Genomic DNA, 21,159 nt, shown 5'->3' on the forward strand with positions numbered 1-21,159 from the left:
GCGAGGGAAATTCGGGTGCGCCGGGCGGGCGGAGCACGGACGATCGGGAGGTTGTCCGATCGCCGTCGGCCGTTCGCCCACCAGGAGCCCTCGTGATTCAGCGCGTCACCGTGCCCGGTCTGTTCCCGCCGCCCACCTACTCCCACGCCTCCGTCGTCGAGGCCGGGACCAGGCTCGCCTTCCTCGCCGGGTCCGTCCCGCTGGACGCGGAGGGAAAGCTGGTCGGCGAGGGCGATCCGGTCCGCCAGGCCCAGCAGGTGATCGCGAACCTCACCGAGCAGTTGCGCGCCGTCGGGAGCGGCCTGGAACACGTGCTGTCGACCGACGTGTACGTCGTGAGCACCGAGACAGCCGCGCTGTCCGCCGTCTGGGACGTCGTCGAGGCGTCGGGCCTCAGCGCCGGTCCGCACTCCTCGACGCTGCTCGGGGTGAGCTGCCTCGGCTATCCGGGGCAGCTGGTGGAGATCACGGCGACCGCGGTCGTGCCTGAGGAGCGCCGCCCGTGAGCCGGGATGCGAGCGCCGCGGCGGTCGTCCTGCGGCGCGCCTCCGCCGCCGACGCGCGCGCCGCCGCCGACGTCTGGCTGCGCTCCTTCACCGCCGCGCTGCCGACGGTGGTACGGCCCCGCACCGACGCGGAGGTCCGGGAGTACTTCCGGCACGTGGTGGTGCCCCGGCACGAGACATGGGTGGCGGAAGGGGCCGACAGCGCCGTCGTCGGCGTGATGGTGCTGGAGGGCGAAGAGCTGTCGCAGCTGTATCTCGCCCCCGACCTGCGCGGACACGGGATCGGGGACCGTTTCGTCGCCCTGGCCAAGGAACACCGGCCGGCCGGGCTGTCGCTGTGGACCTTCCAGGTCAACGCGCCCGCGCACCGCTTCTACGCGCGGCACGGTTTCACGGCCGTGGAGTGGACGGACGGCGCCCGGAACGAGGAGCGGGAGCCGGACGTGCGCTACGTGTGGCGGCCCTAGCCAGGTCTTCGCTCCTCGCGTGAGCGGGCGTCAGGCGTCGCCGCGCGCGTACCTGTCGGTCGCCGCGCACAGGACATCGTCCCCGGTCGCTCCGGCGTCGTGCCCCGCCTCGTCCACGATCACCAACTCGCTGTCCGGCCAGGCGTGGTGAAGGCGCCAGACGATGCCGAGGAGGTTGCCGAAGTCGAGGCTGCCCTGGACCAGGGTGCCGGGGACGCCCTTCAGCAGGTGCGCGTCCCTCAGGACCACGTCCTCGTCGTTGCCGTCACCGAGGAAGTGGTCGTTGCCCCAGTAGTGGGTGACGGTACGGACGAAGCCCATGCGGAAGTCCGGGTCCTCGTAGCGGGCGACCGAGCGGGGCGGCGCGGGGATCGTCGCCGTCTCCCAGTCGGTCCAGGCGCGCGCGGCCCGTTCGCGTACCGCAACATCCGGTGACTCCAGCAGCCGGTTGTACGCGGCGGCCACATTGCCGTCGCGTTCGTCCGGGGGCAACTCGGCGAGGAACCGCTCGTGCGCCTCGGGGAAGATCTTTCCCAACCCCCGGGTCAGAAGGGCCACCTCGGCGTTGGAGCCGGTCGCGACGCCGGTCAGCACCAGCTCGGACACCACCCCGGGGTGCGTCTGCGCGTACCGCAGGCCCAGGACCGAGCCCCACGACACGCCCCACACCAGCCAGCGCTCGATGCCCAGATGGGCACGCAGCCGCTCCAGGTCCGCCATGAGGTGCCTGGTCGTGTTGACGCTCATGTCCGTGTCGTGGGCGCTCGCGCGGGGCAGCGACCGTCCGGCGCCGCGCTGGTCGACGAGCACGATCCGGTAGGCCGCCGGGTCGAAGTACCGTCGGTGTCCCGGACTCGTGCGGGATCCCGGTCCGCCGTGCAGCACCAGCGCCGGCTTGCCGTGCGGGTTGCCGCTCGTCTCCCAGTAGACGTGGTTGCCGTCGCCGACGTCGAGCATGCCGTGGTCGTACGGTTCGATCTCCGGATACAGGCTCATCGGAGCATCGTAACCGCGGCGGCCCGGGCCGCTCACCTCCTTTGCCGGGCGGCCCTCACCTGACGGGCAGGCCCGCCGTCTCCGCCGCCGTGCGCAGCACGTCCCTGAGCATCTCGGGAGTGAGCCGGCCGGTGAACGTGTTGCGCTGGCTGACGTGGAAGCAGCCGAAGAGACGCAGGCCGGGCCCGTCGGCGGCGTCCAGTGTGACCTGCCCGCCGTGGGCGAAGGCGGGGCGCGGGCGGGGCACGGTCCAGCCGGCCCCGGCGAACGCGGGCAGCGCGGCCTGCCAGCCGAAGGCGCCGAGTACGACCACCGCCCGCAGCGTCGGCCGCAGCAGTCCCAGCTCCTGGACGAGCCAGGACCGGCAGGTGTCGCGTTCGGTGGGCGTGGGCTTGTTGGCGGGCGGGGCACAGTGCACCGGTGAGGTGACGCGCACGCCGTACAGCTCCAGGCCGTCGTCGGCGGAGACGGCCGTGGGCTGCGAGGCGAGTCCCACGTCGTACAGCGCCTGGTACAGGACGTCTCCGGAGCGGTCGCCGGTGAACATCCGGCCGGTGCGGTTGCCGCCGTGGGCCGCGGGGGCAAGACCGACGATCAGCAGCCGCGCGTCCGGCGGACCGAAGCCCGGTACCGGCCGGCCCCAGTACGTCCAGTCGGCGAAGGCGGCCCGCTTGGTACGGGCCACCTCCTCCCGCCAGTCGACCAGCCTCGGACAGGCCCGGCACCCCACGATCCGCTGGTCGAGCACGGAGAGGCCGCCGGTGTCCATGCCCCCACCGTAAGACCATCTCCGGGTACGCGATGGATCCGGTACGTCTGGAATCCGGTACGCGACGGCGCCCGTACCGGAGGGGCCCGGGCGCCCCAGCGGAAAATGCGGCCCCTCTCGCCGGCCGGGGCGGTTAAGGTCGAAGCATGGCTTCCGAGCATGACGAAGGCAGGAGTGACGGGGTGGCCGCCCCGCAGGCCGGTGCCCCTGCCGCCGCCCAGACACCGGACCCCAAGGCCACTGCCGCGATCGCCGCCGCCGAGGCGGCCGGGCCGAAGAACGGCGAGAGCGTCCGGGTGGACAGCTGGATCTGGGCCGTGCGCCTCATCAAGACCCGCTCCCTGGGCGCGACCGCCTGCCGCGGCGGCCATGTCCGGGTGAACGGCGAGCGTGTGAAGCCCGCGTACTCCCTGCGTGTCGGCGACGAGGTGCGCCTGCGGCAGGAGGGCCGGGAACGCGTCGTCGTCGTGAAGCGGCTGATCCGCAAGCGGGTCGGCGCCCCGGTCGCCGTCCAGTGCTACCTCGACAACTCCCCGCCGCCCCCGCCCCGCGAGGCCGTCGCCCCGGCCGGCATCCGCGACCGCGGCGCCGGCCGCCCGACCAAGCGCGACCGCCGCGAGATGGACCGTCTGCGCGGGCTGGAGAGCCTGAGCAGCGCCCGGAGGGACGCCGAGACCAGGCCCTGATCCGGCCCATGGGCCGCCGTCCCGGACGTCGTCGCCGGACCGCTACCCCCGCCGCACGGGAACCGCCCTGGCCCACGTCCCGTCGTCGGTCAGATAGCGGTCCACCGCGAGTCCCGCCTCTCCCAGTGCCTCCTCGAACTGTTCCCTGGTCAGCGGCCTGGCCCGGAAGGTCTGCGTCCAGACAGCGTCCGGGAACTCGTACTCCGCGCGGACCGAGTTGACGCCGTCGCCCACCGGCTCCGCGGACACGATCCGGACGGTGAAGCCGCTGGGGTCCACCCGCTCACGCGGCAGATTCGAGTGGTAGTCCGCGCCCTCCCGCTGGATCAGTACACAGCCGTCCTCGGCGACATGCCGGGCACAGGTGCGCAGCAGCCCCCGCCTCACCTCGACGTCCCCGGCGTGCACGAGGAACGACGCCAGCATCACGACGTCGAAGCCCTCGCCGAGGTCGAGCTCCTCGATCGGGCCGCATATGGTCCGCGCCCCGCGCACGTGCTCCAGCATCTCGGCGGACTCGTCCACCGCGGTGACGGTGAACCCCCGCTCCAGCAGTGGGTGGGTCATGCGCCCCACCCCACAGCCCAGCTCCAGGATCCGCGCACCGTCGGGCGCGGCGGCGGCGATGATGTCCGGCTCGGCTCCGGCGGGCAGCCGCGAATAGAGCTCGACCGCACAGCCGTCCGGGGTGATGGCTCCGGGTCCCGTGCCCTGGTGTCCCTCTCGCATTTTCAGCTCCATGCCCGTCCAACGGCCCGCTCCCGCACACCCGTTCCCACTCGACATGGGTTCACCCGACCGAGTGAACGCGGCGGTCCTGTGGCGCGGTCGGTCCGGTGGTGCACCTTGCCCTCCCTCGTGGCTTCCCCGCCGCGGCCCACCGGAGTACGTTCTTGACAGGAGTGGTGAACCGATGCGTACGGGCAGTGAACCGGCGACCGCGCGCAGTGCGCTGCGAGCGCGGTTCTGGCTGAGCCTGTGGGGGCTGGTCTGGGCGATCTTCGGCACGGCCGCCTTCGCGCTCACCGGGCGGTTTTGGTGGGCGCTCGCCTGCGGGGTGCTGTGGCTCGTCGTCACGGTCGACCTGACCGTGATCCTGCGGCACCTCCGCCAGGGCCCGCACTACCAGCCCGGCCGGGACATCCCGCCGTACCTGCCCCCGAGGCGCCGACAGCCCTGAAGCGCCCTCCGTCAGGAGTCGAACCGCGCCTGCTGCAGGTAGTCCGGATTCGGGTCCAGAGCCGCCGCCAGCCGGAAGTGGCGCCGGGCCTGGTCGGGGCAGCCACGGCGCTCGTAGGTGCGGGCGAGCGCGAAGTGGGCGAAGGCGTTGTCCGGCTCACGCTCCAGGACGATGGTGAACTCCAGCTCGGCCGGTCGCAGTTGCGCCGCCGCGAAGAAGGCACGCGCGCGCAGCAGCCGCGCGGCGGTGTTCTCGGGATGCGCGCCGATGACTCCGTCGAGCAGTTTCACCGCGCCCCGCGGGTCCCGCGCCGCGAGCAGATGCTCGGCGGCACGGAAGTCGATGACATCCGTCTCCGGAGTACGTCCGGTCGATCCGCTGGTCTCGGGCACGGCAGAGTCCTTCCCTCACTGAAAGGGATCAACGCCCGCGCGGGCACCGCTATTCCGTGTGCGCTCTGCGCACCAGTTCGGCCCAGACCTCTTTCACCCGGCGCCGCAGCTCCTCCAGCGGTACGTCGTTGTCGACGATCAGGTCCGCGATCGCCCGGCGCTGCTCCCGTGTCGCCTGGGCGGCCATGCGGGCGCGGGCGTCCTGCTCTGTCATGCCGCGCAGCCGGACCAGCCGGTCGAGCTGGGTGGCGGGGTCGGTGTCCACGACGACCACGAGGTCGTACAGCTGTGCCAGGCCGTTCTCCGTGAGCAGGGGGACGTCGTGGACGACGACGGCGTCCTCGGTGGCGGCCTCCTCGAGGGCGCGGGAGCGCTCACCGACCAGGGGGTGCACGATGGAGTTCAGGACGGCCAGCTTCTCCGGGTCGGAGAACACGATCGAGCCGAGTTTCGGCCGGTCCAGGCCGCCGTCCTCGGCGAGGACCTCCTCGCCGAAGGCCGCGACGACCGAGGCGAGCCCGGAAGTGCCCGGCGCGACGACCTCGCGCGCGATCCGGTCCGCGTCGATCAGTACGGCGCCGTGCTCCACGAGCAGCCGCGACACCTCGCTCTTGCCGGCGCCGATCCCGCCGGTCAGGCCCACGGACAGCATGACCGCGCCTCCACCTCACCAATCCCCGCAGGTGCGGGGAGCAACTTACCGACTCCGATACCGCCGGTCAGGCCCACCGGATCATCCCCGCTACGGCGGGGAGAGGTGGGGCGCGCTCGGCCGCCAGGATACGGGATCAGCCGTCGCCCTCCCGCTCCGCCAGGAACCGTTCGAACTCGCGCCCGATCTCGTCCGCCGAGGGGATCTCGACGGGCTCGGCGAGCATGTTGCCCCGGCTCTCGGCGCCCGCGGCCGCGTCGTACTGGTGCTCAAGGCCCTGGACGAGGGCGGTGAGTTCCTCGTCGCCCTCCTGGATCTGCCGGTCGATCTCCGTCTGGGTGCGGTGGGCGTCGGTGCGCAGGGAGTGCGCGATGCCCGGCAGGACCAGGCCGGTCGCCGCGGTGATCGCCTCCAGGACGGTCAGCGCCGCGTCCGGGTACGGGGAGCGGGCGATGTAGTGCGGGACGTGCGCGGCGACACCGAGCGCGTCGTGGCCGGCCTGCATCAGCCGGTACTCGACCAGCGCCTCCGCGCTGCCGGGGACCTGCGCCTCCTCGAAGGGGCTTCCGTGGCCCGGCACCAGGTCGGTGCGGCTGCCGTGCGGAGTGATGCCGACGGGACGGGTGTGCGGGACACCCATGGGGATGCCGTGGAAGCTGACCGCCAGGCGGACGCCCAGCCGCTCCACGATCTGCCCGACGGCGGCCGCAAAGCGCTCCCACTCGACGTCCGGCTCGGGGCCCGACAGCAGCAGGAACGGTGCCCCGGTGGCGTCCTGGACGAGCCGCACCTCGATGGTGGGCTCCTCGTAGTCCGTCCAGGTGTCCCGCTTGAAGGTCAGCAGCGGCCGGCGCGCCCGGTAGTCGACGAGCCGGTCGTGATCGAAGCGGGCGACGACCTGGTGGGGCAGCGAGTCGAGCACCTGGTCGACGATCTGGTCGCCGGTCTCGCCGGCGTCGATGTATCCGTCGAAGTGGTACAGCATGACCAGTCCGGCCGACTCCTGGGCAAGTGCCATGTCGACGACGGCCAGGCCCTTCGGCTCCCATGCGTACAAATCCTGCGGATCAAGCACAGTGACCGCTCCCCTCCTCGTGTTCGTATGTCACAACACCCTTGCGGGGTGCGGCATTCCCGGCGGGAAACACTGAAGGGGCCGCACCTCGAAAGGTGCGGCCCCTCAGTCAACCGCTGTACTTCAACCGCTGTGCGTCAGCGGCTGGTGTTCAGCTTCAGCTCTGACCGCCGGCCAGCTTCTCGCGCAGCGCGGCCAGCGCCTCGTCCGACGCCAGGGCGCCGGAGTTGTCGCCGCCCTCGGAGGAGTACGAGCCGCCGCCGCCACCGCCGCCGCCACCGGACGCGGCCGGAGCCGCACCCGCGGTGTCGACACCCTCGGCAGCGGCCTTCTCGTCCGCCTCGCGGGACTTGATGACCTGCGCCTGGTGCTGCTCGAAGCGCTGCTGGGCCTCGGCGTACTGCGTCTCCCACACCTCGCGCTGGGTCTCGTAGCCCTCGAGCCAGTCGTTGGTCTCGGGGTCGAAGCCCTCGGGGTAGATGTAGTTGCCCTGGTCGTCGTACGACGCGGCCATGCCGTACAGGGTCGGGTCGAACTCGACCACCGACGGGTCGGCACCGAAGGCCTCGTTGGCCTGCTTCAGCGAGAGGCTGATGCGGCGGCGCTCGAGGTCGATGTCGATGACCTTGACGAAGATCTCGTCGTTGACCTGGACGACCTGCTCCGGGATCTCCACGTGGCGCTCGGCCAGCTCGGAGATGTGGACCAGACCCTCGATGCCCTCGTCCACGCGGACGAACGCACCGAACGGAACCAGCTTCGTGACCTTGCCGGGCACGACCTGGCCGATCTGGTGGGTGCGGGCGAACTGCTGCCACGGGTCTTCCTGGGTCGCCTTCAGCGACAGGGAGACACGCTCGCGGTCCATGTCGACGTCGAGGACCTCGACGGTGACCTCCTGGCCGACCTCGACAACCTCGGACGGGTGGTCGATGTGCTTCCAGGACAGCTCGGAGACGTGGACCAGACCGTCGACGCCACCCAGGTCCACGAAGGCACCGAAGTTGACGATCGAGGAGACGACGCCGGAACGGACCTGACCCTTCTGGAGGGTGGTGAGGAACGTCTGGCGGACCTCGGACTGGGTCTGCTCCAGCCAGGCACGGCGGGACAGGACCACGTTGTTGCGGTTCTTGTCCAGCTCGATGATCTTCGCCTCGAGCTCCTTGCCCACGTAGGGCTGGAGGTCGCGGACGCGGCGCATCTCGACCAGGGAGGCCGGGAGGAAGCCACGGAGGCCGATGTCGAGGATGAGACCACCCTTGACGACCTCGATGACGGTACCGGTGACGATGCCGTCCTCTTCCTTGATCTTCTCGATGGTGCCCCAGGCGCGCTCGTACTGGGCGCGCTTCTTCGAGAGGATCAGGCGGCCTTCCTTGTCCTCCTTCTGGAGAACAAGGGCTTCGATCTCGTCACCGACGGCGACGACCTCGTTGGGGTCGACGTCGTGCTTGATCGAGAGCTCGCGGCTCGGGATGACACCTTCGGTCTTGTAACCGATGTCGAGCAGGACCTCGTCCCGGTCGACCTTCACGATGACGCCGTCGACGATGTCGCCGTCGTTGAAGTACTTGATCGTCTCGTCGATCGCGGCGAGGAAGGCTTCCTCGTTACCGATGTCGTTGACCGCAACCTGCGGGGTGGTGGCGGTGGTCTCGGTGCTGCTCGTCATGTGGGAAAGGGCTCCGGTACGGACATTGAAGTCGTAGGTACTGCTTACGCCGGGAGCCCGTTTCGCTCTGAAGAAGCCGGACAGCTTAGGAAGCGTCACCGAAACCAGGGGTGACACCTCGAGAACCGAGGGGACATACAACAGATGCGAGCGCGACCTGCTACGTCTGAGGTGCGCAGGCCCGCAGCGCAACTTGTAGCATACGGGGGCAGCCGGGCAGGGTCAATGCGCGAAGCCGCACACCCGGGGCGGATCGCCGCATACCCGGCACAAAAGCCGTCTCCCGAGGCCACGTGGACCCCCGGACGCCCCATGCGTGACACGGGGCAGGCGGCACGGAAGAGCCCGCAGACTAGTACGAGGGAGCCGGTCATCCAAGAGCCCGTAACGTCCGAGGCCGCATCCGGAGCCGCACCCGGGGACGAAGGAGCCGAACCCGAGGCCACCCGGCGTGCCGCCGGTGTCACGGAGAGTTCCCGCGCCAACCGCGGCTGGTGGGACCGGAACGCGGACGAGTACCAGACCGAGCACGGCACCTTCCTGGGCGACGACCGCTTCGTATGGTGTCCCGAGGGCCTGGACGAGGTGGAGGCCGAGCTGCTCGGTCCCCCGGAGGACCTCAAGGGCAAGGACGTCCTGGAGATCGGCGCCGGCGCGGCCCAGTGTTCGCGCTGGCTGACCGCCCAGGGTGCCCGGCCGGTCGCCCTGGACCTCTCTCACCGCCAGCTCCAGCACGCCCTGCGCATCGGCGGCTCGTTCCCGCTGGTCTGCGCCGACGCGACGGTGCTGCCCTTCGCGGACGGCTCGTTCGACCTGGCGTGCTCGGCGTACGGGGCGCTGCCCTTCGTGGCCGACCCGCGGCTGGTGCTGCGGGAGGTGCGCCGGGTGCTGCGGCCGGGCGGCCGTTTCGTCTTCTCGGTCACGCACCCGCTGCGCTGGGCGTTCCCGGACGAGCCGGGCCCCGAGGGGCTGTCGGTGGCCTCCTCGTACTTCGACCGCACGCCCTACGTCGAGCAGGACGACGAGGGCCACGCGGTCTACGTCGAGCACCACAGGACGCTCGGTGACCGCGTGCGGGACGTGGTGACGTCGGGGTTCCGGCTGGTGGACCTCGTGGAGCCGCAGTGGCCGGACTGGAACACCTCCGAGTGGGGCGGCTGGTCGCCGCTGCGCGGGCAGCTGATCCCGGGGACGGCGATCTTCGTGTGCGAGCGCGACTGACCCGTACCCACGGTGCGTGTGCACGCGCGCGTGGAGGAGTCGTTTCCCCGGCGTACGACACTGGGGGCGTGATCCGTTACGACGCCCTGGACGCGCTGCCCGTACGCGGTGCCCTGCCCGCGCTGCACGACGCCCTGGAGGGGCACGGCACGGCGGTGCTGGTCGCGCCGCCCGGCACCGGCAAGACGACACTGGTGCCGCTGGCGCTGGCCGGGCTGCTGGGCGAGGGTCCCGCGCGGCGCGTGGTGGTGGCCGAGCCGCGGCGGATCGCGGCGCGGGCGGCGGCCCGGCGCATGGCGTGGCTGCTGGGTGAGCAGCCCGGCGCGAGTGTCGGGTACACCGTGCGCGGCGAGCGGGTCGTCGGGCGCCACGCGCGCGTGGAGGTCGTCACGACGGGTGTGCTGTTGCAGCGGCTCCAGCGGGACCAGGAGCTGACGGGCGTCGACGTGGTGGTGCTCGACGAGTGCCATGAGCGGCATCTGGACGCGGACACGACGGCGGCGTTCCTGTGGGACGTGCGGCAGGCCCTGCGGCCGGAGCTGCGGCTGGTGGCCGCGTCGGCCACGACCGACGCGGAGGGCTGGGCCCGGCTGCTGGGCGGGGCGCCGGTCGTCGAGGCCCGGGGCGCGTCCTACCCCGTGGAGGTCGTGTGGGCGCCACCGGTGCGTCCGGTGCGGCCGCCGCACGGGATGCGGGTGGACCCCGCACTGCTCTCACACGTGGCGTCGGTGGTGCGGCGGGCACTGACCGAGCGGGACGGGGACGTGCTGTGTTTCCTGCCGGGGGTCGGGGAGATCTCCCGCGTCGCCGGACAGCTGGGCGCTCGCGGGGACGTGGACGTGCTCCAGGTGCACGGGCGGGCGCCGGCGGCCGTGCAGGACGCGGTGCTGGCGCCCGGGGCGCGGCGCCGGGTGGTGCTGGCGACGTCGGTGGCCGAGTCGTCGCTGACCGTTCCCGGCGTACGGGTGGTCGTGGACGCGGGGCTGGCGCGGGAGCCGCGGGTGGACCACGCGCGCGGACTGAGCGCGCTGACGACGGTACGGGCCTCACGGGCCGCGGCGGGGCAGCGGGCGGGCCGCGCCGGGCGTGAGGCGCCGGGGGCGGTCTACCGCTGCTGGGCGGAGGCGGAGGACGCCCGGCTGCCGCGGTTCCCGGCACCGGAGATCAAGGTGGCCGACCTGACGGCGTTCGCGTTGCAGGCGGCCTGCTGGGGCGATCCGGACGCGTCCGGTCTCGCACTGCTCGATCCGCCGCCGGGCGGGGCGATGGCGGCCGCCCGGTCGGTGCTGACGGCGGTCGGCGCGGTGGACTCCGCCGGCCGGGCCACAGAGCGCGGAGTACGCCTGGCCCGGCTCGGCCTGCACCCCCGGCTGGGCCGGGCACTGCTGGACGCGGAGGAACTGGCCGCGGGAGTGTCACCCGCGGCCGCCCCAGGAAGGGGAGCGGGGGCCTCGGACACACGGCACACCCGTGGAGGCGCCGCCCGACCGACCGCCGCCGGTGCGGGTGCGGGTGCGGGTGCGGGTGCGGCCAAGGGAGACGCGTCGGAGGTGGTGGCCGAGGTGGTGGGGCTGTTGAGTGAGGAGCCGCCGCGGGAGTACGGGGACGACCTGGTGTCCGTACTGCGGGCCGCTCGGCGGGGCGGGGACGCCTACGGGGCGCGGTGGCGGGCAGAGGTGCGGCGGCTGCGGGCCGCGGTGGAGCGCGGGAGCGCCGGGCGGGCTGGGCGGGCGGGGCGGGCGGGGCGGGCCACCGAGGACACTCTTGCCGGGCTGGTGGCCGCTCTGGCGTTTCCCGAGCGCGTGGCCAGGAAGGACGGCGGTTCGTATCTGATGGTCTCCGGCACCCGCGCCGAGCTGCCGGAGGCGTCGGCGCTGCGCGGAGCACCGTGGATCGCCGTCGCCGTGGCCGACCGGCCCGTGGGGAAGGGGCACGCGCGCGTACAGCTCGGCGCGGTCGTCGACGAGGGGACGGCCCGGCTCGCGGCGGGGGCGCTGCTGACGGAGCGGGACGAGGTGCACTGGGCCGACGGAGACGTGGTGGCCCGGCGTGTCGAGCGGCTCGGGGCCGTGGAACTGGCGGCGCGGCCGCTCACGGGCTCCGACCCCGCCCTCGTACGGGGCGCGCTGCTGGAAGGGCTGCGGCGGGAAGGGCTCGGGTTGCTGCGCCGGTCGGGCGAGGCGGACGTACTGCGCGGGCGGCTCGCGTTCTTGCGGCGGCATCTCGGTGAGCCCTGGCCGGACGTCCGCGACGACGCGCTGCTCGCGCGCGTGGACGAATGGCTGGAGCCCGAGCTGAGCCGGGCCCGGCGACGGGCCGACCTGGGCCGGATCGACGCCGGGCAGGCGCTGACACGGCTGCTGCCCTGGGCCTCCGGCGAGGCGGCGCGGCTCGACGAGCTGGCGCCCGAGCGGATCGTGGTCCCCAGTGGGTCCAGGATCCGGATCGACTACGCCGACCCTGAACAGCCGGTCCTCGCGGTGAAGTTGCAGGAGATGTTCGGGCTCCAGCGGTCGCCGGAGATCGCCGGGGTGCCGCTCCTCGTCCATCTGCTCTCTCCCGCGGGCCGTCCTGCCGCGGTCACCGCGGACCTGGCCTCGTTCTGGAAGGACGGCTACAGCGGCGTGCGGGCGGAGCTGCGCGGCCGGTATCCGAAGCATCCGTGGCCCGAGGACCCGGCCACGGCGGAGCCGACGCGGTACACGAAGGCCCGGCTCGGGAAGTGACGGCCCGGCGGCGGGGCGAAGGGCGCCCCGCCGGCCGGGACGGTGCCTACGCCTCCGGCTCGGTCGACGGCTCGGTGGAGGGGTTCTCGGACGGCTCCGTGGACGGGTCCGGTGTCGGTTCGGACTTGGCCGCCACCTTCAGGGTGACGTTGAGCGTGGCGCCGCCGGCCGTGGCGAGGTGGAGGACGTACGTGCCCTCGGCGTCGTCGGCGTACAGCTCCGGCAGCTTCAACTGGCCCTTGGCGTCGGTCTTCAGGCCGGACAGCGTACGGACGGCCTTTCCGTCGGCGTCCTTGAAGTAGGGGCCCTTGTCGTTCTCGGTCGGGTCGAGCACCGACTTGACGAGCGTGGCGGTGACGGCGACCTTGTCCGCGGCGGCGCCCTTGTGGGTGGCCTTCACCTCGACCCGGTCCGCGAACGTGCCACCGGGCGTGCATGTCAGGTCGGTCTCACCGGTGCGGGTGAGGGCGTCGGCGACGCGCTCGGTGACGGTGGCCTTGTAGTCGAGGCCCGCGACGGTACGGCCGATCACGGTGGCCCGGACGGTGAACCCGCCGGTCTTCTCACCCGCCACCAGCGCGGGCGCGACGGCCACGCCGGAGGCGTTGGTGGTGACCGCGGCGACCTTGTCGCCGCCGGTGAAGGTGGCGTCCGTGTCGCCCAGGACGGTGAAGCGGACGCGTACCTTGCCGACGGCCTCTCCGGTCTTGGTCTCGGCGCGGGTGCTGATCTTCTTTGCGAACGTGTCGCCCGCGATCGCGGTGAGCCCGGTGGTGCCGGCGTTCTCCAAGTGGTGGACCGTGTCGGTGGGGGTGGGCGTCTCCGTCGGCGGGTCCGGCTCCGTCGGAGGCTTGGGGTTCGAGGTGCCGGGGCTGGTGGGCTCGCCCGGCTGCGACGGCTTGCCCGGGCTCGGGCTGGGCGACGCCGTGCCGGGGGTCTGGGGCTTGCCGCTCGCGCCCGTCCGGCCCGGTGAGGGGCTGGAGCCGGAGCCGAACGTGTCGTCGCTGCGGCCGACCGGGAGGCTGCCGGTGCCGTCCGGGATCTCGTGGGTGCCCTTGCGGTAGTGCTCCAGCCACGACAGGACCGTGCTCAGGTAGTCCTGCGAGTTGTTGTAGCTGAGGATCGCGCTGTCGAGGTCGTCCTGGTCGGACAGGTCCCAGTCGAAGCGGCACAGGTAGTGGCCGGCGGCGAGCGCGGCGTCGTAGACGTTGTTGGGGTCTTCCTTGCCGTCGCCGTTGCCGTCGCGGCCCGCCCACGCCCAGGTGGAGGGGATGAACTGCATGGGGCCGACGGCGTTGTCGTAGCTGCTGTTGCCGTCGTAGACGCCGTTGTCGGTGTCCTTGATGAGCGCGAAGCCGTTGCCGTCGAGTTGCGGGCCGATGATGCGGCCGATGGTGGTGCCGTAGGCGTCGACGTGCCCCCCGCGGGCCTGTCCGGACTCCACCTTGCCGATGGCGGCGAGGAGTTGCCACGGCAGGTTGCAGCCGGGCTTGGACTGGCGCAGTTCCGACTCGGCCTTCTTGTAGGCGTCGAGGACGGTCGCCGGAATGCCCGCCTCGGACGAGCCCGGGGAGGAGGGGGTGCCTGCGGTCGGGGCGGGGCTGGGGCTGTTGAGCGGCGGCAGGTCGGTGTAGTAGGGCGAGTTGCCGGTGGCGCTGTCCTGGGAGGACGTGTCGGACGTCGGCGCGTTGTCGGCGGTGGTCCGTCTGCCGTTGCCGTCGGCCGTCACGTCGGGGGCCTGGGACGCGGACAGGGCCGCGACCGCGACCGCCGCCACGGTGGTGGTGACCGCCGCCTTGCGGAGCCTCCTGTCGAAATGCGCCGCCATAGAGTGAACCCCTCCCGTGGACGCTCGCGCGCGCCCTTCTCCGTACGTCTTCGGCTGTCGTACTCGCCCGTCGTACCGCTGCGCTCGACCTGTTGTGACGATCGGTTCGCGCCGACGGTTGCACCACAACTTTCCGAGCACGGTGTTCGTCTGTTCGACCAGTACGGTGCCGCAGGCGACCCTACGACAACTTGCTTTGCACGGGCACCCGTTCGCGCCCGATATTCACCAGTTGGCCATATGAGGAGTTCTGTTGCCGTTCACCCTCAGTCACGCCGCCGCCGTGCTGCCCGCCGTGCGGGGCGACGGCGGCGGCCGCGGGCGGCTGGTACCGGCCGTGCTGGTCGCGGGCTCGTTCGCGCCCGACTTGACCTACTACGCGGCGAGTTTTCTGTCCGGGGCGATGGAGTTCGGGGACGTCACGCACTCCTTCCCGGGCGTGTTCACCGTTGATGTGATCATCGCCTGGGCGCTGGTGGGGCTGTGGCTGCTGCTCCGTGAGCCGCTGGTGGCGCTGCTGCCGAGGGCCGGGCAGGGCCGGGCCGCCGCCCTGCTGCGCTGCGGGACGCCACGCGCGCGTGTGCTGCCGTCCCTGGTGGTGCGGTGGTACGTGTCGGCGGTGCTGGGGGCGTTGACGCACGTGGTGTGGGACGCGTTCACGCACCTCGACCGCTGGGGGATGCGGGTGTTCCCGGTCCTCGGCCGGGAGATCGCGGGCTCGCCGCTGTACTGGTATCTCCAGTACGGCGGTTCCGCGGTGGCCGCGGTCGTGATCGTCGTTTTCCTGGCGCGGTCGCTGCGCCGGGTGCCCCGGGCGGCCGAGCCGCCGGGTGTTCCGGTCCTCTCGGTACGGGACCGGTGGTGGGCCGGGGCGGTCCTCGGCGGCTGCGCGGTGGCCGGGGCGGTGCGGCGGGCGACGCGGTGGTGGGACTACTGGGGGGACGTCGCGAAGCCCTGGGAACTGATCCCGACGGTGTGCTTCGGGGCGGGCGCCGGTCTTGTACCGGCGCTGCTGCTGTACGCCGTGGGGGTCAGGGTGTGGCGCCCGGCCCCGGTCCCCACCAGCCCGTGGGGCGCCGGTACGGAACCGGACCGCCGGGTCGCGCGCTGAGGGTGTCGGCGGTCGCGACGAACACGGTGAAGGTGTGGGCGGGCCGTGACCGCGGCAGCAGGGTGAGGGCCAGCGCGAGGTAGCCGCGGGCCAGGTCGGCCCACAGGCGCCAGGGCGGTGTCTCGCGCGGGGCGGCGGTCGCCGGGGTCCGGTGGGCGAGTCTGCGGCGGAGGTCGGTCGCGGTGCGGCGAAGGACCGTCGCGACGGTGGCGGGGATGCGGCCGGTACTTGCGCCCGGCGCGAAGACCGGGACCGGGAGGAGTGGCACGCGGGCGGGTCCGTCTGTGCTTGCCCGTGCCGGTGTCGTCCGGTGGTGGAGCATGCGTATACCCATGCCCGCATCCTCACGGGAGACGTCGGCCGGGGCGTTTCGTCGGGGGCCACCGGAGTGACGGTCCCTGGGGAGGCGAGGCGCGGGTACCGTCGCGGCGGGCGGGGCGCGGGCGCTGCCCAGCCGGGCGAGGGCACCGACCGGGTGCCCTCACGGACCGACGCGGCGCGCGACCTCCGTGCCAGTACCGACCCACGTGTCCGCACCGACCGGCGCGTCCATACCGCCCGCGTGCGCCTACCGACCCGTGCCGGGCGGCGCGGCAGGCGGGAAACTTTGCGCCGCCGCCCGCTCCGCGCCGTGCCGCCAACCGCCGGAGGCTAGTGGGCCGCCGACTCCCAGTCCCGGCCGTCGCCGACCGAGACGCCCAGGGGGACGCTGAGCCGCACCGCGTTCGCCATTTCGCGGCGGACGAGTTCCTCGGCGGACGCGCGCTCGCCGGGGGCGATCTCCAGGACGATTTCGTCGTGGACCTGGAGCAGCATGCGGGACTTGAGGTCCGCCTCGCGCAGCGCCTTGTCGACGTTGAGCATGGCGATCTTGACGATGTCGGCCGCCGTGCCCTGGATCGGCGCGTTCAGGGCCATGCGCTCGGCCGCCTCGCGGCGCTGGCGGTTGTCGCTGTTGAGGTCGGGCAGGTAGCGGCGGCGGCCGAAGAGCGTCGCCGTGTAACCCGTGGCCCGTGCCTCGTCGACGACCCGGCGCAGGTAGTCCCGTACGCCGCCGAAGCGCTCGAAGTAGGCGTCCATCAGGCCGCGGGCCTCGGCCGCCTCGATGTTCAGCTGCTGGGACAGGCCGAAGGCGGACAGGCCGTACGCCAGGCCGTAGGACATGGCCTTGATCTTGCGGCGCATCTCCGCGTCGACCGCGGACTGCTCGACGGAGAAGACCTGGGCGGCGGCGGTGGTGTGCAGGTCCTCGCCCGACGTGAACGCCTCGGTCAGGCCCGCGTCCTCGGAGAGGTGGGCCATCACCCGCAGCTCGATCTGGCTGTAGTCGGCCGTCATCAGGGACTCGAAGCCCTCGCCGACCACGAAGCCGCGGCGGATCGCGCGGCCCTCGTCGGTGCGGACCGGGATGTTCTGCAGGTTCGGGTCGGTGGAGGAGAGGCGGCCGGTCGCGGCGACCGTCTGGTTGAACGTGGTGTGGATGCGGCCGTCCGCGGCGATCGTCTTGATCAGGCCCTCCACCGTGACGCGCAGCTTGGCCTGCTCGCGGTGGCGGAGCATGATCACCGGGAGTTCGTTGTCCGTCTGGGCGGCCAGCCAGGCCAGGGCGTCGGCGTCGGTGGTGTAGCCGGTCTTGGTCTTCTTGGTCTTCGGCAGGTTCAGCTCGCCGAAGAGGACTTCCTGGAGCTGCTTGGGCGAGCCCAGGTTGAATTCTCGTCCGGCCGCCGCGTGCGCCTCCTTCACCGCCTGCTGGACGGCGCCCGCGAACATCTGCTCCATGGCCTGGAGGTGCTCCCGGTCGGCCGCGATGCCGTGCCGCTCCATGCGGGCGAGCAGCGCGGACGTGGGCAGCTCCATGTCGCGCAGCAGGTTCGCGGCGCCGACGTCCGCCAGACGGCCCTCGAAGGCCTCGCCCAGGTCGAGGATCGCGCGGGCCTGCACCATCAGCACCTCGGCCTCGGCGCCCTCGTCCGCGCCGAACGCGAGCTGTCCGTCGGCCGCGGCGGCGGGGGCCAGCTCGCGGTGCAGGTACTCCAGGGACAGCGCGTCCAGGTCGAAGGAGCGGCGGCCCGGCTTGACCAGGTAGGCGGCGAGGGCGGTGTCCATGCCGACGCCGGCGACGCTCCAGCCGTGCTCGGCGAAGACGCGCATCGCGCCCTTGGCGTTGTGGAAGACCTTCGGCCGGTCCGGGTCCAAGAGCCAGGTCCTGAAGGCCGTCTCGTCGGCCTCGTCGATCTCCGTGGGGTCGAACCAGGCGGCCGTGCCGTCGGACGCGGCGAGCGCGACCTCGGCGACCGAGCCCGTGCCCAGTGCCCAGGTGTCGACCGTGGCCACGCCGAGTGGCTGCGCGCCGTGCTCGGCGAGCCAGCCGGCCAGCTCGCCGGTGCCCAGCACGGTGCCGTCCAGCTCCACGCCGTCCGCCACCACCGGGGTGGCCTCGGCCTCCTCGGCGCCCGGATCGACGGCGTAGAGCCGCTCGCGCAGGGAGGGGTTGCGGATTTCCAGGGTGTCCAGGATCACCGCGACGCCCTTGCGGTCGTACGCCGTCCGCTCCAGGTCGGTGACGGTCCTCGGCAGCTCGACGCGCCGCTCCAGCTCGGTGAGCCGGCGGTTGAGCTTGACGGACTCCAGGTGGTCGCGCAGATTCTGCCCGGCCTTGCCCTTGACCTCGTCGACGCGCTCGACCAGGTCGGCGAACGACCCGAACTGGTTGATCCACTTCGCGGCCGTCTTCTCGCCGACGCCCGGGATGCCCGGGAGGTTGTCGGAGGGGTCGCCGCGCAGGGCGGCGAAGTCGGGGTACTGGGCGGGGGTCAGCCCGTACTTCTCCAAGACCTTCTCCGGTGTGAAGCGGGTCAGCTCGGAGACGCCCTTGGTCGGATACAGGACCGTGGTGTGCTCGCTGACCAGCTGGAAGGAGTCCCGGTCACCGGTGACGATCAGCACGTCGAAGCCCTCGGCCTCGGCCTCGGTGGCGAGCGTGGCGATGACGTCGTCCGCCTCGAAGCCCTCGACGGCGAAGCGGGGCACGTGCATGGAGTCGAGCAGCTCGCCGATCAGCTCCACCTGCCCCTTGAACTCGTCCGGGGTCTTGGAGCGGTTCGCCTTGTACTCGGTGAACTCCTCCGAGCGCCAGGTCTTGCGGGAGACGTCGAACGCCACCGCGAAGTGCGTGGGCGCCTCGTCACGCAGGGTGTTGGCCAGCATCGACGCGAAGCCGTAGATCGCGTTGGTCGGCTGGCCCGTCGCGGTCGTGAAGTTCTCCGCGGGCAGCGCGAAGAACGCGCGGTACGCCAGCGAGTGCCCGTCCATGAGCATCAGCCGCGGGCGGGCGCCGCCGGAGGTGCTTTCGGTCTTCTTCGATGCTGTCTTCGCCACAACCCCGATCCTGCCACGGACCACTGACAGTCGGTCCCGGCCGCGCCCCTTCCACGTCGTGGGCGCGGCGGTGCGCGCGAAATCCGCGAACATCACTCACGATCTCCGCCCGGCCCGGCAGGACGAGTTGTCGGCGGGGCGTGCGAGGATCGGAGACGTACCTCACATGTGTAGGCGAAGGAGCGCGCGATGGCCACCAAGCCGCCCAAGGGTGATCCGGTTCAGGACGCGCCGCAGGTCTCGGAGCCCCAGCACGCGGCGGCGGGCATCCCGGCGATCGGTCACACCCTGCGCATCGCACAGCGGCAGATGGGCGTGAAGCGCACCGCGCTGACGCTGCTGAGTGTCAACCAGAAGGACGGCTTCGACTGCCCGGGCTGCGCCTGGCCGGAGGGGGACCACCGGCACAAGGCGGAGTTCTGCGAGAACGGCGCGAAGGCCGTGGCCGAGGAGGCCACCCTGCGCCGGGTCACGCCGGAGTTCTTCGCCGCGCACTCCGTGGCCGACCTCGCGACCCGCAGTGGCTACTGGCTGGGCCAGCAGGGCCGGCTGACGCACCCGGTGTACCTCCCGGAGGGCGGCGAGCACTACGAGCCGGTCACCTGGGAGCGCGCCTTCGACATCGTCGCTCAGGAGATCGCCGCGCTCGACTCGCCGGACGAGTCGGTCTTCTACACCTCGGGGCGCACCAGCAACGAGGCGGCGTTCCTCTACCAGCTCTTCGCGCGCGAGTTGGGTACGAACAACCTGCCGGACTGCTCCAACATGTGCCACGAGTCGTCCGGTTCGGCCCTGTCCGAGACCATCGGCGTCGGCAAGGGCAGTGTCCTTCTGGAGGACCTGTACAAGTCCGATCTGATCATCGTGGCGGGCCAGAACCCGGGGACCAACCACCCGCGGATGCTCTCCGCCCTGGAGAAGGCCAAGGCGAACGGCGCGAAGATCATCAGCGTCAATCCGCTGCCCGAGGCAGGCCTGGAGCGCTTCAAGAACCCGCAGACCCCCAAGGGGCTCACCGCGGGCGCCGCGCTCACCGACCTGTTCCTGCAGATCCGCCTCGGCGGCGACCAGGCCCTGTTCCGGCTCCTGAACAAGCTGATCCTCGACACCGAGGGCGCCGTCGACGAGGCCTTCGTCGAGGAACACACGCACGGCTACGAGGGGTTCGCCGAGGCCGCCCGCGCCGCCGACTGGGACGAGACGCTCGCGGCGACCGGTCTCACGCGCGCGGAGATCGAGGAAGCGCTGCGCATGGTGCTGGCCTCGAAGCGCACCATCGTGTGCTGGGCGATGGGCCTCACGCAGCACAAGCACTCGGTGCCCACCATCCGCGAGGTGGTGAACTTCCTGCTGCTGCGCGGCAACATCGGCCGCCCGGGCGCGGGCGTCTGCCCCGTGCGCGGCCACTCCAACGTGCAGGGCGACCGCACGATGGGCATCTTCGAGCGGCCCGCGACCGCGTTCCTTGACGCCCTGGAGAAGGAGTTCGGCTTCGCCCCGCCGCGCGAGCACGGCTACGACGTCGTACGGGCCATCCGCGCGCTGCGCGACGGCGAGGCGAAGGTCTTCTTCGCCATGGGCGGCAACTTCGTCTCCGCGTCCCCCGACACGGAGGTCACGGAGGCGGCCATGCGCCGCGCGCGGCTCACCGTGCACGTGTCGACGAAGCTGAACCGCTCGCACGCGGTCACGGGCGCGCGTGCGCTGATCCTGCCGACGCTGGGCCGTACGGAGCGGGATCTCCAGGGCGGCGGCGAGCAGTTCGTGACCGTCGAGGACTCCATGGGCATGGTGCACGCCTCCCGGGGCCGGCTGGAGCCCGCGAGCGGGCAGTTGCTGTCCGAGCCGGCGATCGTGTGCCGGCTGGCGCGCCGGGTGCTGGGCGAGGACAGCCGCACGCCGTGGGAGGAGTTCGAGAAGGACTACGCGACGATCCGCGACCGCATCGGGCGGGTCGTCCCCGGCTTCGAGGACTTCAACGCGCGCGTGGCGCACCCCGGGGGCTTCGCCCTCCCCCACGCCCCGCGCGACGAGCGCCGCTTCCCGACCGCCACCGGCAAGGCCAACTTCACCGCCGCGCCGGTCGAGTACCCCGAGCTGCCCGAGGGGCGGCTGCTGCTCCAGACGCTGCGCTCGCACGACCAGTACAACACCACCATCTACGGCCTGGACGACCGCTACCGGGGGATCAGGAACGGCCGCCGGGTCGTCCTGGTCAACCCGGAGGACGCCCGGAAGCTGGACGTCCGGGACGGCGCGTACGTCGACCTGGTCGGCGAGTGGAAGGACGGGGTGGAGCGTCGGGCGCCCGGTTTCCGCGTCGTGCACTACCCGACGGCCCGCGGCTGCGCGGCGGCGTACTACCCGGAGACCAACGTCCTGGTGCCGCTGGACGCCACCGCGGACACCAGCAACACCCCGGCCAGCAAGTCCGTGGTCGTCCGTCTGGAACAATCGGCGACCGACTGAGCGTTTGCTCAGCCGAACCGCCGGCCGC

General features: G+C 72.2%; 18 protein-coding genes. 8 read left to right on the forward strand and 10 right to left on the reverse strand.

Features of this window, described 5'->3' with window-relative positions:
• Nucleotides 1-92 precede the first annotated feature (92 nt).
• Together ACGH7X_RS10100 and ACGH7X_RS10105 are read left to right on the forward strand one after the other, a co-directional pair.
• A complete protein-coding gene (locus ACGH7X_RS10100; RefSeq protein ID WP_399883840.1) occupies nt 93-506 on the forward strand; it encodes a RidA family protein in 414 nt (137 codons plus the stop codon).
• Nucleotides 503-973 (forward strand): GNAT family N-acetyltransferase, encoded by a 471-nt coding sequence (locus ACGH7X_RS10105; RefSeq protein ID WP_399883842.1) that lies wholly within the window; start codon nt 503-505, stop codon nt 971-973. Before ACGH7X_RS10100 ends, ACGH7X_RS10105 begins: the two co-directional genes overlap by 4 nt.
• A 30-nt stretch (nt 974-1,003) precedes the next feature.
• On the opposite strand, the gene pip is transcribed toward ACGH7X_RS10105, so the two are convergent.
• Both pip and ACGH7X_RS10115 read right to left on the reverse strand, forming a co-directional pair.
• Entirely contained in the window at nt 1,004-1,969 is a 966-nt protein-coding gene (pip, locus tag ACGH7X_RS10110; protein WP_399883844.1) for a prolyl aminopeptidase, read from the reverse strand.
• 55 nt (nt 1,970-2,024) lie between these two features.
• Complete coding sequence (locus tag ACGH7X_RS10115) at nt 2,025-2,738, reverse strand: uracil-DNA glycosylase (protein WP_399883846.1); 714 nt, start codon at nt 2,736-2,738, stop codon at nt 2,025-2,027.
• Between the two features lie 146 nt (nt 2,739-2,884).
• On the opposite strand from ACGH7X_RS10115, the gene ACGH7X_RS10120 reads away from it, so the two are divergent.
• On the forward strand, nt 2,885-3,424 hold the full coding sequence (locus tag ACGH7X_RS10120) for an RNA-binding S4 domain-containing protein (RefSeq protein WP_399883848.1): 540 nt from the start codon (nt 2,885-2,887) through the stop codon (nt 3,422-3,424).
• Between the two features lie 42 nt (nt 3,425-3,466).
• Here ACGH7X_RS10120 and ACGH7X_RS10125 read toward each other — a convergent pair whose 3' ends face one another.
• Entirely contained in the window at nt 3,467-4,165 is a 699-nt protein-coding gene (locus ACGH7X_RS10125) for a class I SAM-dependent methyltransferase (RefSeq protein ID WP_399883850.1), read from the reverse strand.
• Nucleotides 4,166-4,337: 172 nt separating this feature from the next.
• Here ACGH7X_RS10125 and ACGH7X_RS10130 point away from each other — a divergent pair, with 172 nt between their 5' ends.
• Nucleotides 4,338-4,604 (forward strand): DUF6343 family protein, encoded by a 267-nt coding sequence (locus ACGH7X_RS10130; RefSeq protein ID WP_399883852.1) that lies wholly within the window; start codon nt 4,338-4,340, stop codon nt 4,602-4,604.
• An 11-nt stretch (nt 4,605-4,615) separates the two neighbouring features.
• On the opposite strand, the gene ACGH7X_RS10135 is transcribed toward ACGH7X_RS10130, so the two are convergent.
• The 4 genes from ACGH7X_RS10135 to rpsA all read right to left on the reverse strand — a co-directional run bounded on the left by ACGH7X_RS10135 (nt 4,616) and on the right by rpsA (nt 8,398).
• On the reverse strand, nt 4,616-4,996 hold the full coding sequence (locus ACGH7X_RS10135; protein WP_399883854.1) for a tetratricopeptide repeat protein: 381 nt from the start codon (nt 4,994-4,996) through the stop codon (nt 4,616-4,618).
• Nucleotides 4,997-5,045: 49 nt separating this feature from the next.
• On the reverse strand, nt 5,046-5,648 hold the full coding sequence (gene coaE, locus ACGH7X_RS10140; RefSeq protein WP_399883856.1) for a dephospho-CoA kinase: 603 nt from the start codon (nt 5,646-5,648) through the stop codon (nt 5,046-5,048).
• 136 nt (nt 5,649-5,784) lie between these two features.
• The gene (locus tag ACGH7X_RS10145; RefSeq protein WP_399883858.1) at nt 5,785-6,723 is read right to left on the reverse strand and encodes a PAC2 family protein; all 939 of its coding nucleotides are present in this window, start codon (nt 6,721-6,723) and stop codon (nt 5,785-5,787) included.
• A 157-nt stretch (nt 6,724-6,880) separates the two neighbouring features.
• Nucleotides 6,881-8,398, reverse strand: a complete 1,518-nt coding sequence (gene rpsA, locus ACGH7X_RS10150; protein ID WP_399883859.1) for a 30S ribosomal protein S1 — start codon at nt 8,396-8,398, stop codon at nt 6,881-6,883.
• Nucleotides 8,399-8,710: 312 nt separating this feature from the next.
• Here rpsA and ACGH7X_RS10155 point away from each other — a divergent pair, with 312 nt between their 5' ends.
• Entirely contained in the window at nt 8,711-9,619 is a 909-nt protein-coding gene (locus ACGH7X_RS10155) for a class I SAM-dependent methyltransferase (RefSeq protein WP_399883861.1), read from the forward strand.
• A 68-nt stretch (nt 9,620-9,687) separates the two neighbouring features.
• Complete coding sequence (locus tag ACGH7X_RS10160) at nt 9,688-12,345, forward strand: ATP-dependent RNA helicase (protein ID WP_399883863.1); 2,658 nt, start codon at nt 9,688-9,690, stop codon at nt 12,343-12,345.
• Between the two features lie 46 nt (nt 12,346-12,391).
• Here the strand turns inward: ACGH7X_RS10160 and ACGH7X_RS10165 are convergent, their stop codons facing one another.
• Complete coding sequence (locus ACGH7X_RS10165) at nt 12,392-14,173, reverse strand: lytic transglycosylase domain-containing protein (RefSeq protein WP_399883865.1); 1,782 nt, start codon at nt 14,171-14,173, stop codon at nt 12,392-12,394.
• A gap of 253 nt (nt 14,174-14,426) precedes the next feature.
• On the opposite strand from ACGH7X_RS10165, the gene ACGH7X_RS10170 reads away from it, so the two are divergent.
• Nucleotides 14,427-15,284, forward strand: coding sequence for a DUF4184 family protein (locus tag ACGH7X_RS10170; protein WP_399883867.1), 858 nt, complete (start codon nt 14,427-14,429; stop codon nt 15,282-15,284).
• Here ACGH7X_RS10170 and ACGH7X_RS10175 read toward each other — a convergent pair.
• Both ACGH7X_RS10175 and polA read right to left on the reverse strand, forming a co-directional pair.
• Nucleotides 15,205-15,552 carry a hypothetical protein gene (locus tag ACGH7X_RS10175; RefSeq protein ID WP_399883869.1) on the reverse strand — a complete coding sequence of 116 codons (348 nt, stop codon included), beginning with the start codon at nt 15,550-15,552 and terminating at the stop codon, nt 15,205-15,207. The two genes, ACGH7X_RS10170 and ACGH7X_RS10175, sit on opposite strands and share 80 nt — an antisense overlap.
• A gap of 383 nt (nt 15,553-15,935) precedes the next feature.
• On the reverse strand, nt 15,936-18,662 hold the full coding sequence (polA, locus tag ACGH7X_RS10180) for a DNA polymerase I (RefSeq protein WP_399883871.1): 2,727 nt from the start codon (nt 18,660-18,662) through the stop codon (nt 15,936-15,938).
• Between the two features lie 189 nt (nt 18,663-18,851).
• On the opposite strand from polA, the gene ACGH7X_RS10185 reads away from it, so the two are divergent.
• The gene (locus ACGH7X_RS10185; protein WP_399883873.1) at nt 18,852-21,131 is read left to right on the forward strand and encodes an FdhF/YdeP family oxidoreductase; all 2,280 of its coding nucleotides are present in this window, start codon (nt 18,852-18,854) and stop codon (nt 21,129-21,131) included.
• Nucleotides 21,132-21,159: the final 28 nt, after the last annotated feature.

The sequence above is a fragment of the Streptomyces sp. BBFR51 genome (assembly GCF_044591655.1).
Classification (GTDB): Bacteria; Actinomycetota; Actinomycetes; order Streptomycetales; family Streptomycetaceae; genus Streptomyces.

What these genes read in the sequence shown, in the direction of transcription:
- ACGH7X_RS10165 (WP_399883865.1), bottom strand. Translation starts at nt 14,173, where the DNA reads ATGGCGGCGCATTTCGACAGGAGGCTCCGCAAGGCGGCGGTCACCACC.
- pip (WP_399883844.1), bottom strand. Translation starts at nt 1,969, where the DNA reads ATGAGCCTGTATCCGGAGATCGAACCGTACGACCACGGCATGCTCGAC.
- ACGH7X_RS10155 (WP_399883861.1), top strand. Translation starts at nt 8,711, where the DNA reads ATGCGTGACACGGGGCAGGCGGCACGGAAGAGCCCGCAGACTAGTACG.
- ACGH7X_RS10125 (WP_399883850.1), bottom strand. Translation starts at nt 4,165, where the DNA reads ATGGAGCTGAAAATGCGAGAGGGACACCAGGGCACGGGACCCGGAGCC.
- ACGH7X_RS10130 (WP_399883852.1), top strand. Translation starts at nt 4,338, where the DNA reads ATGCGTACGGGCAGTGAACCGGCGACCGCGCGCAGTGCGCTGCGAGCG.
- rpsA (WP_399883859.1), bottom strand. Translation starts at nt 8,398, where the DNA reads ATGACGAGCAGCACCGAGACCACCGCCACCACCCCGCAGGTTGCGGTC.
- coaE (WP_399883856.1), bottom strand. Translation starts at nt 5,648, where the DNA reads ATGCTGTCCGTGGGCCTGACCGGCGGGATCGGCGCCGGCAAGAGCGAG.
- ACGH7X_RS10185 (WP_399883873.1), top strand. Translation starts at nt 18,852, where the DNA reads ATGGCCACCAAGCCGCCCAAGGGTGATCCGGTTCAGGACGCGCCGCAG.
- ACGH7X_RS10115 (WP_399883846.1), bottom strand. Translation starts at nt 2,738, where the DNA reads ATGGACACCGGCGGCCTCTCCGTGCTCGACCAGCGGATCGTGGGGTGC.
- ACGH7X_RS10120 (WP_399883848.1), top strand. Translation starts at nt 2,885, where the DNA reads ATGGCTTCCGAGCATGACGAAGGCAGGAGTGACGGGGTGGCCGCCCCG.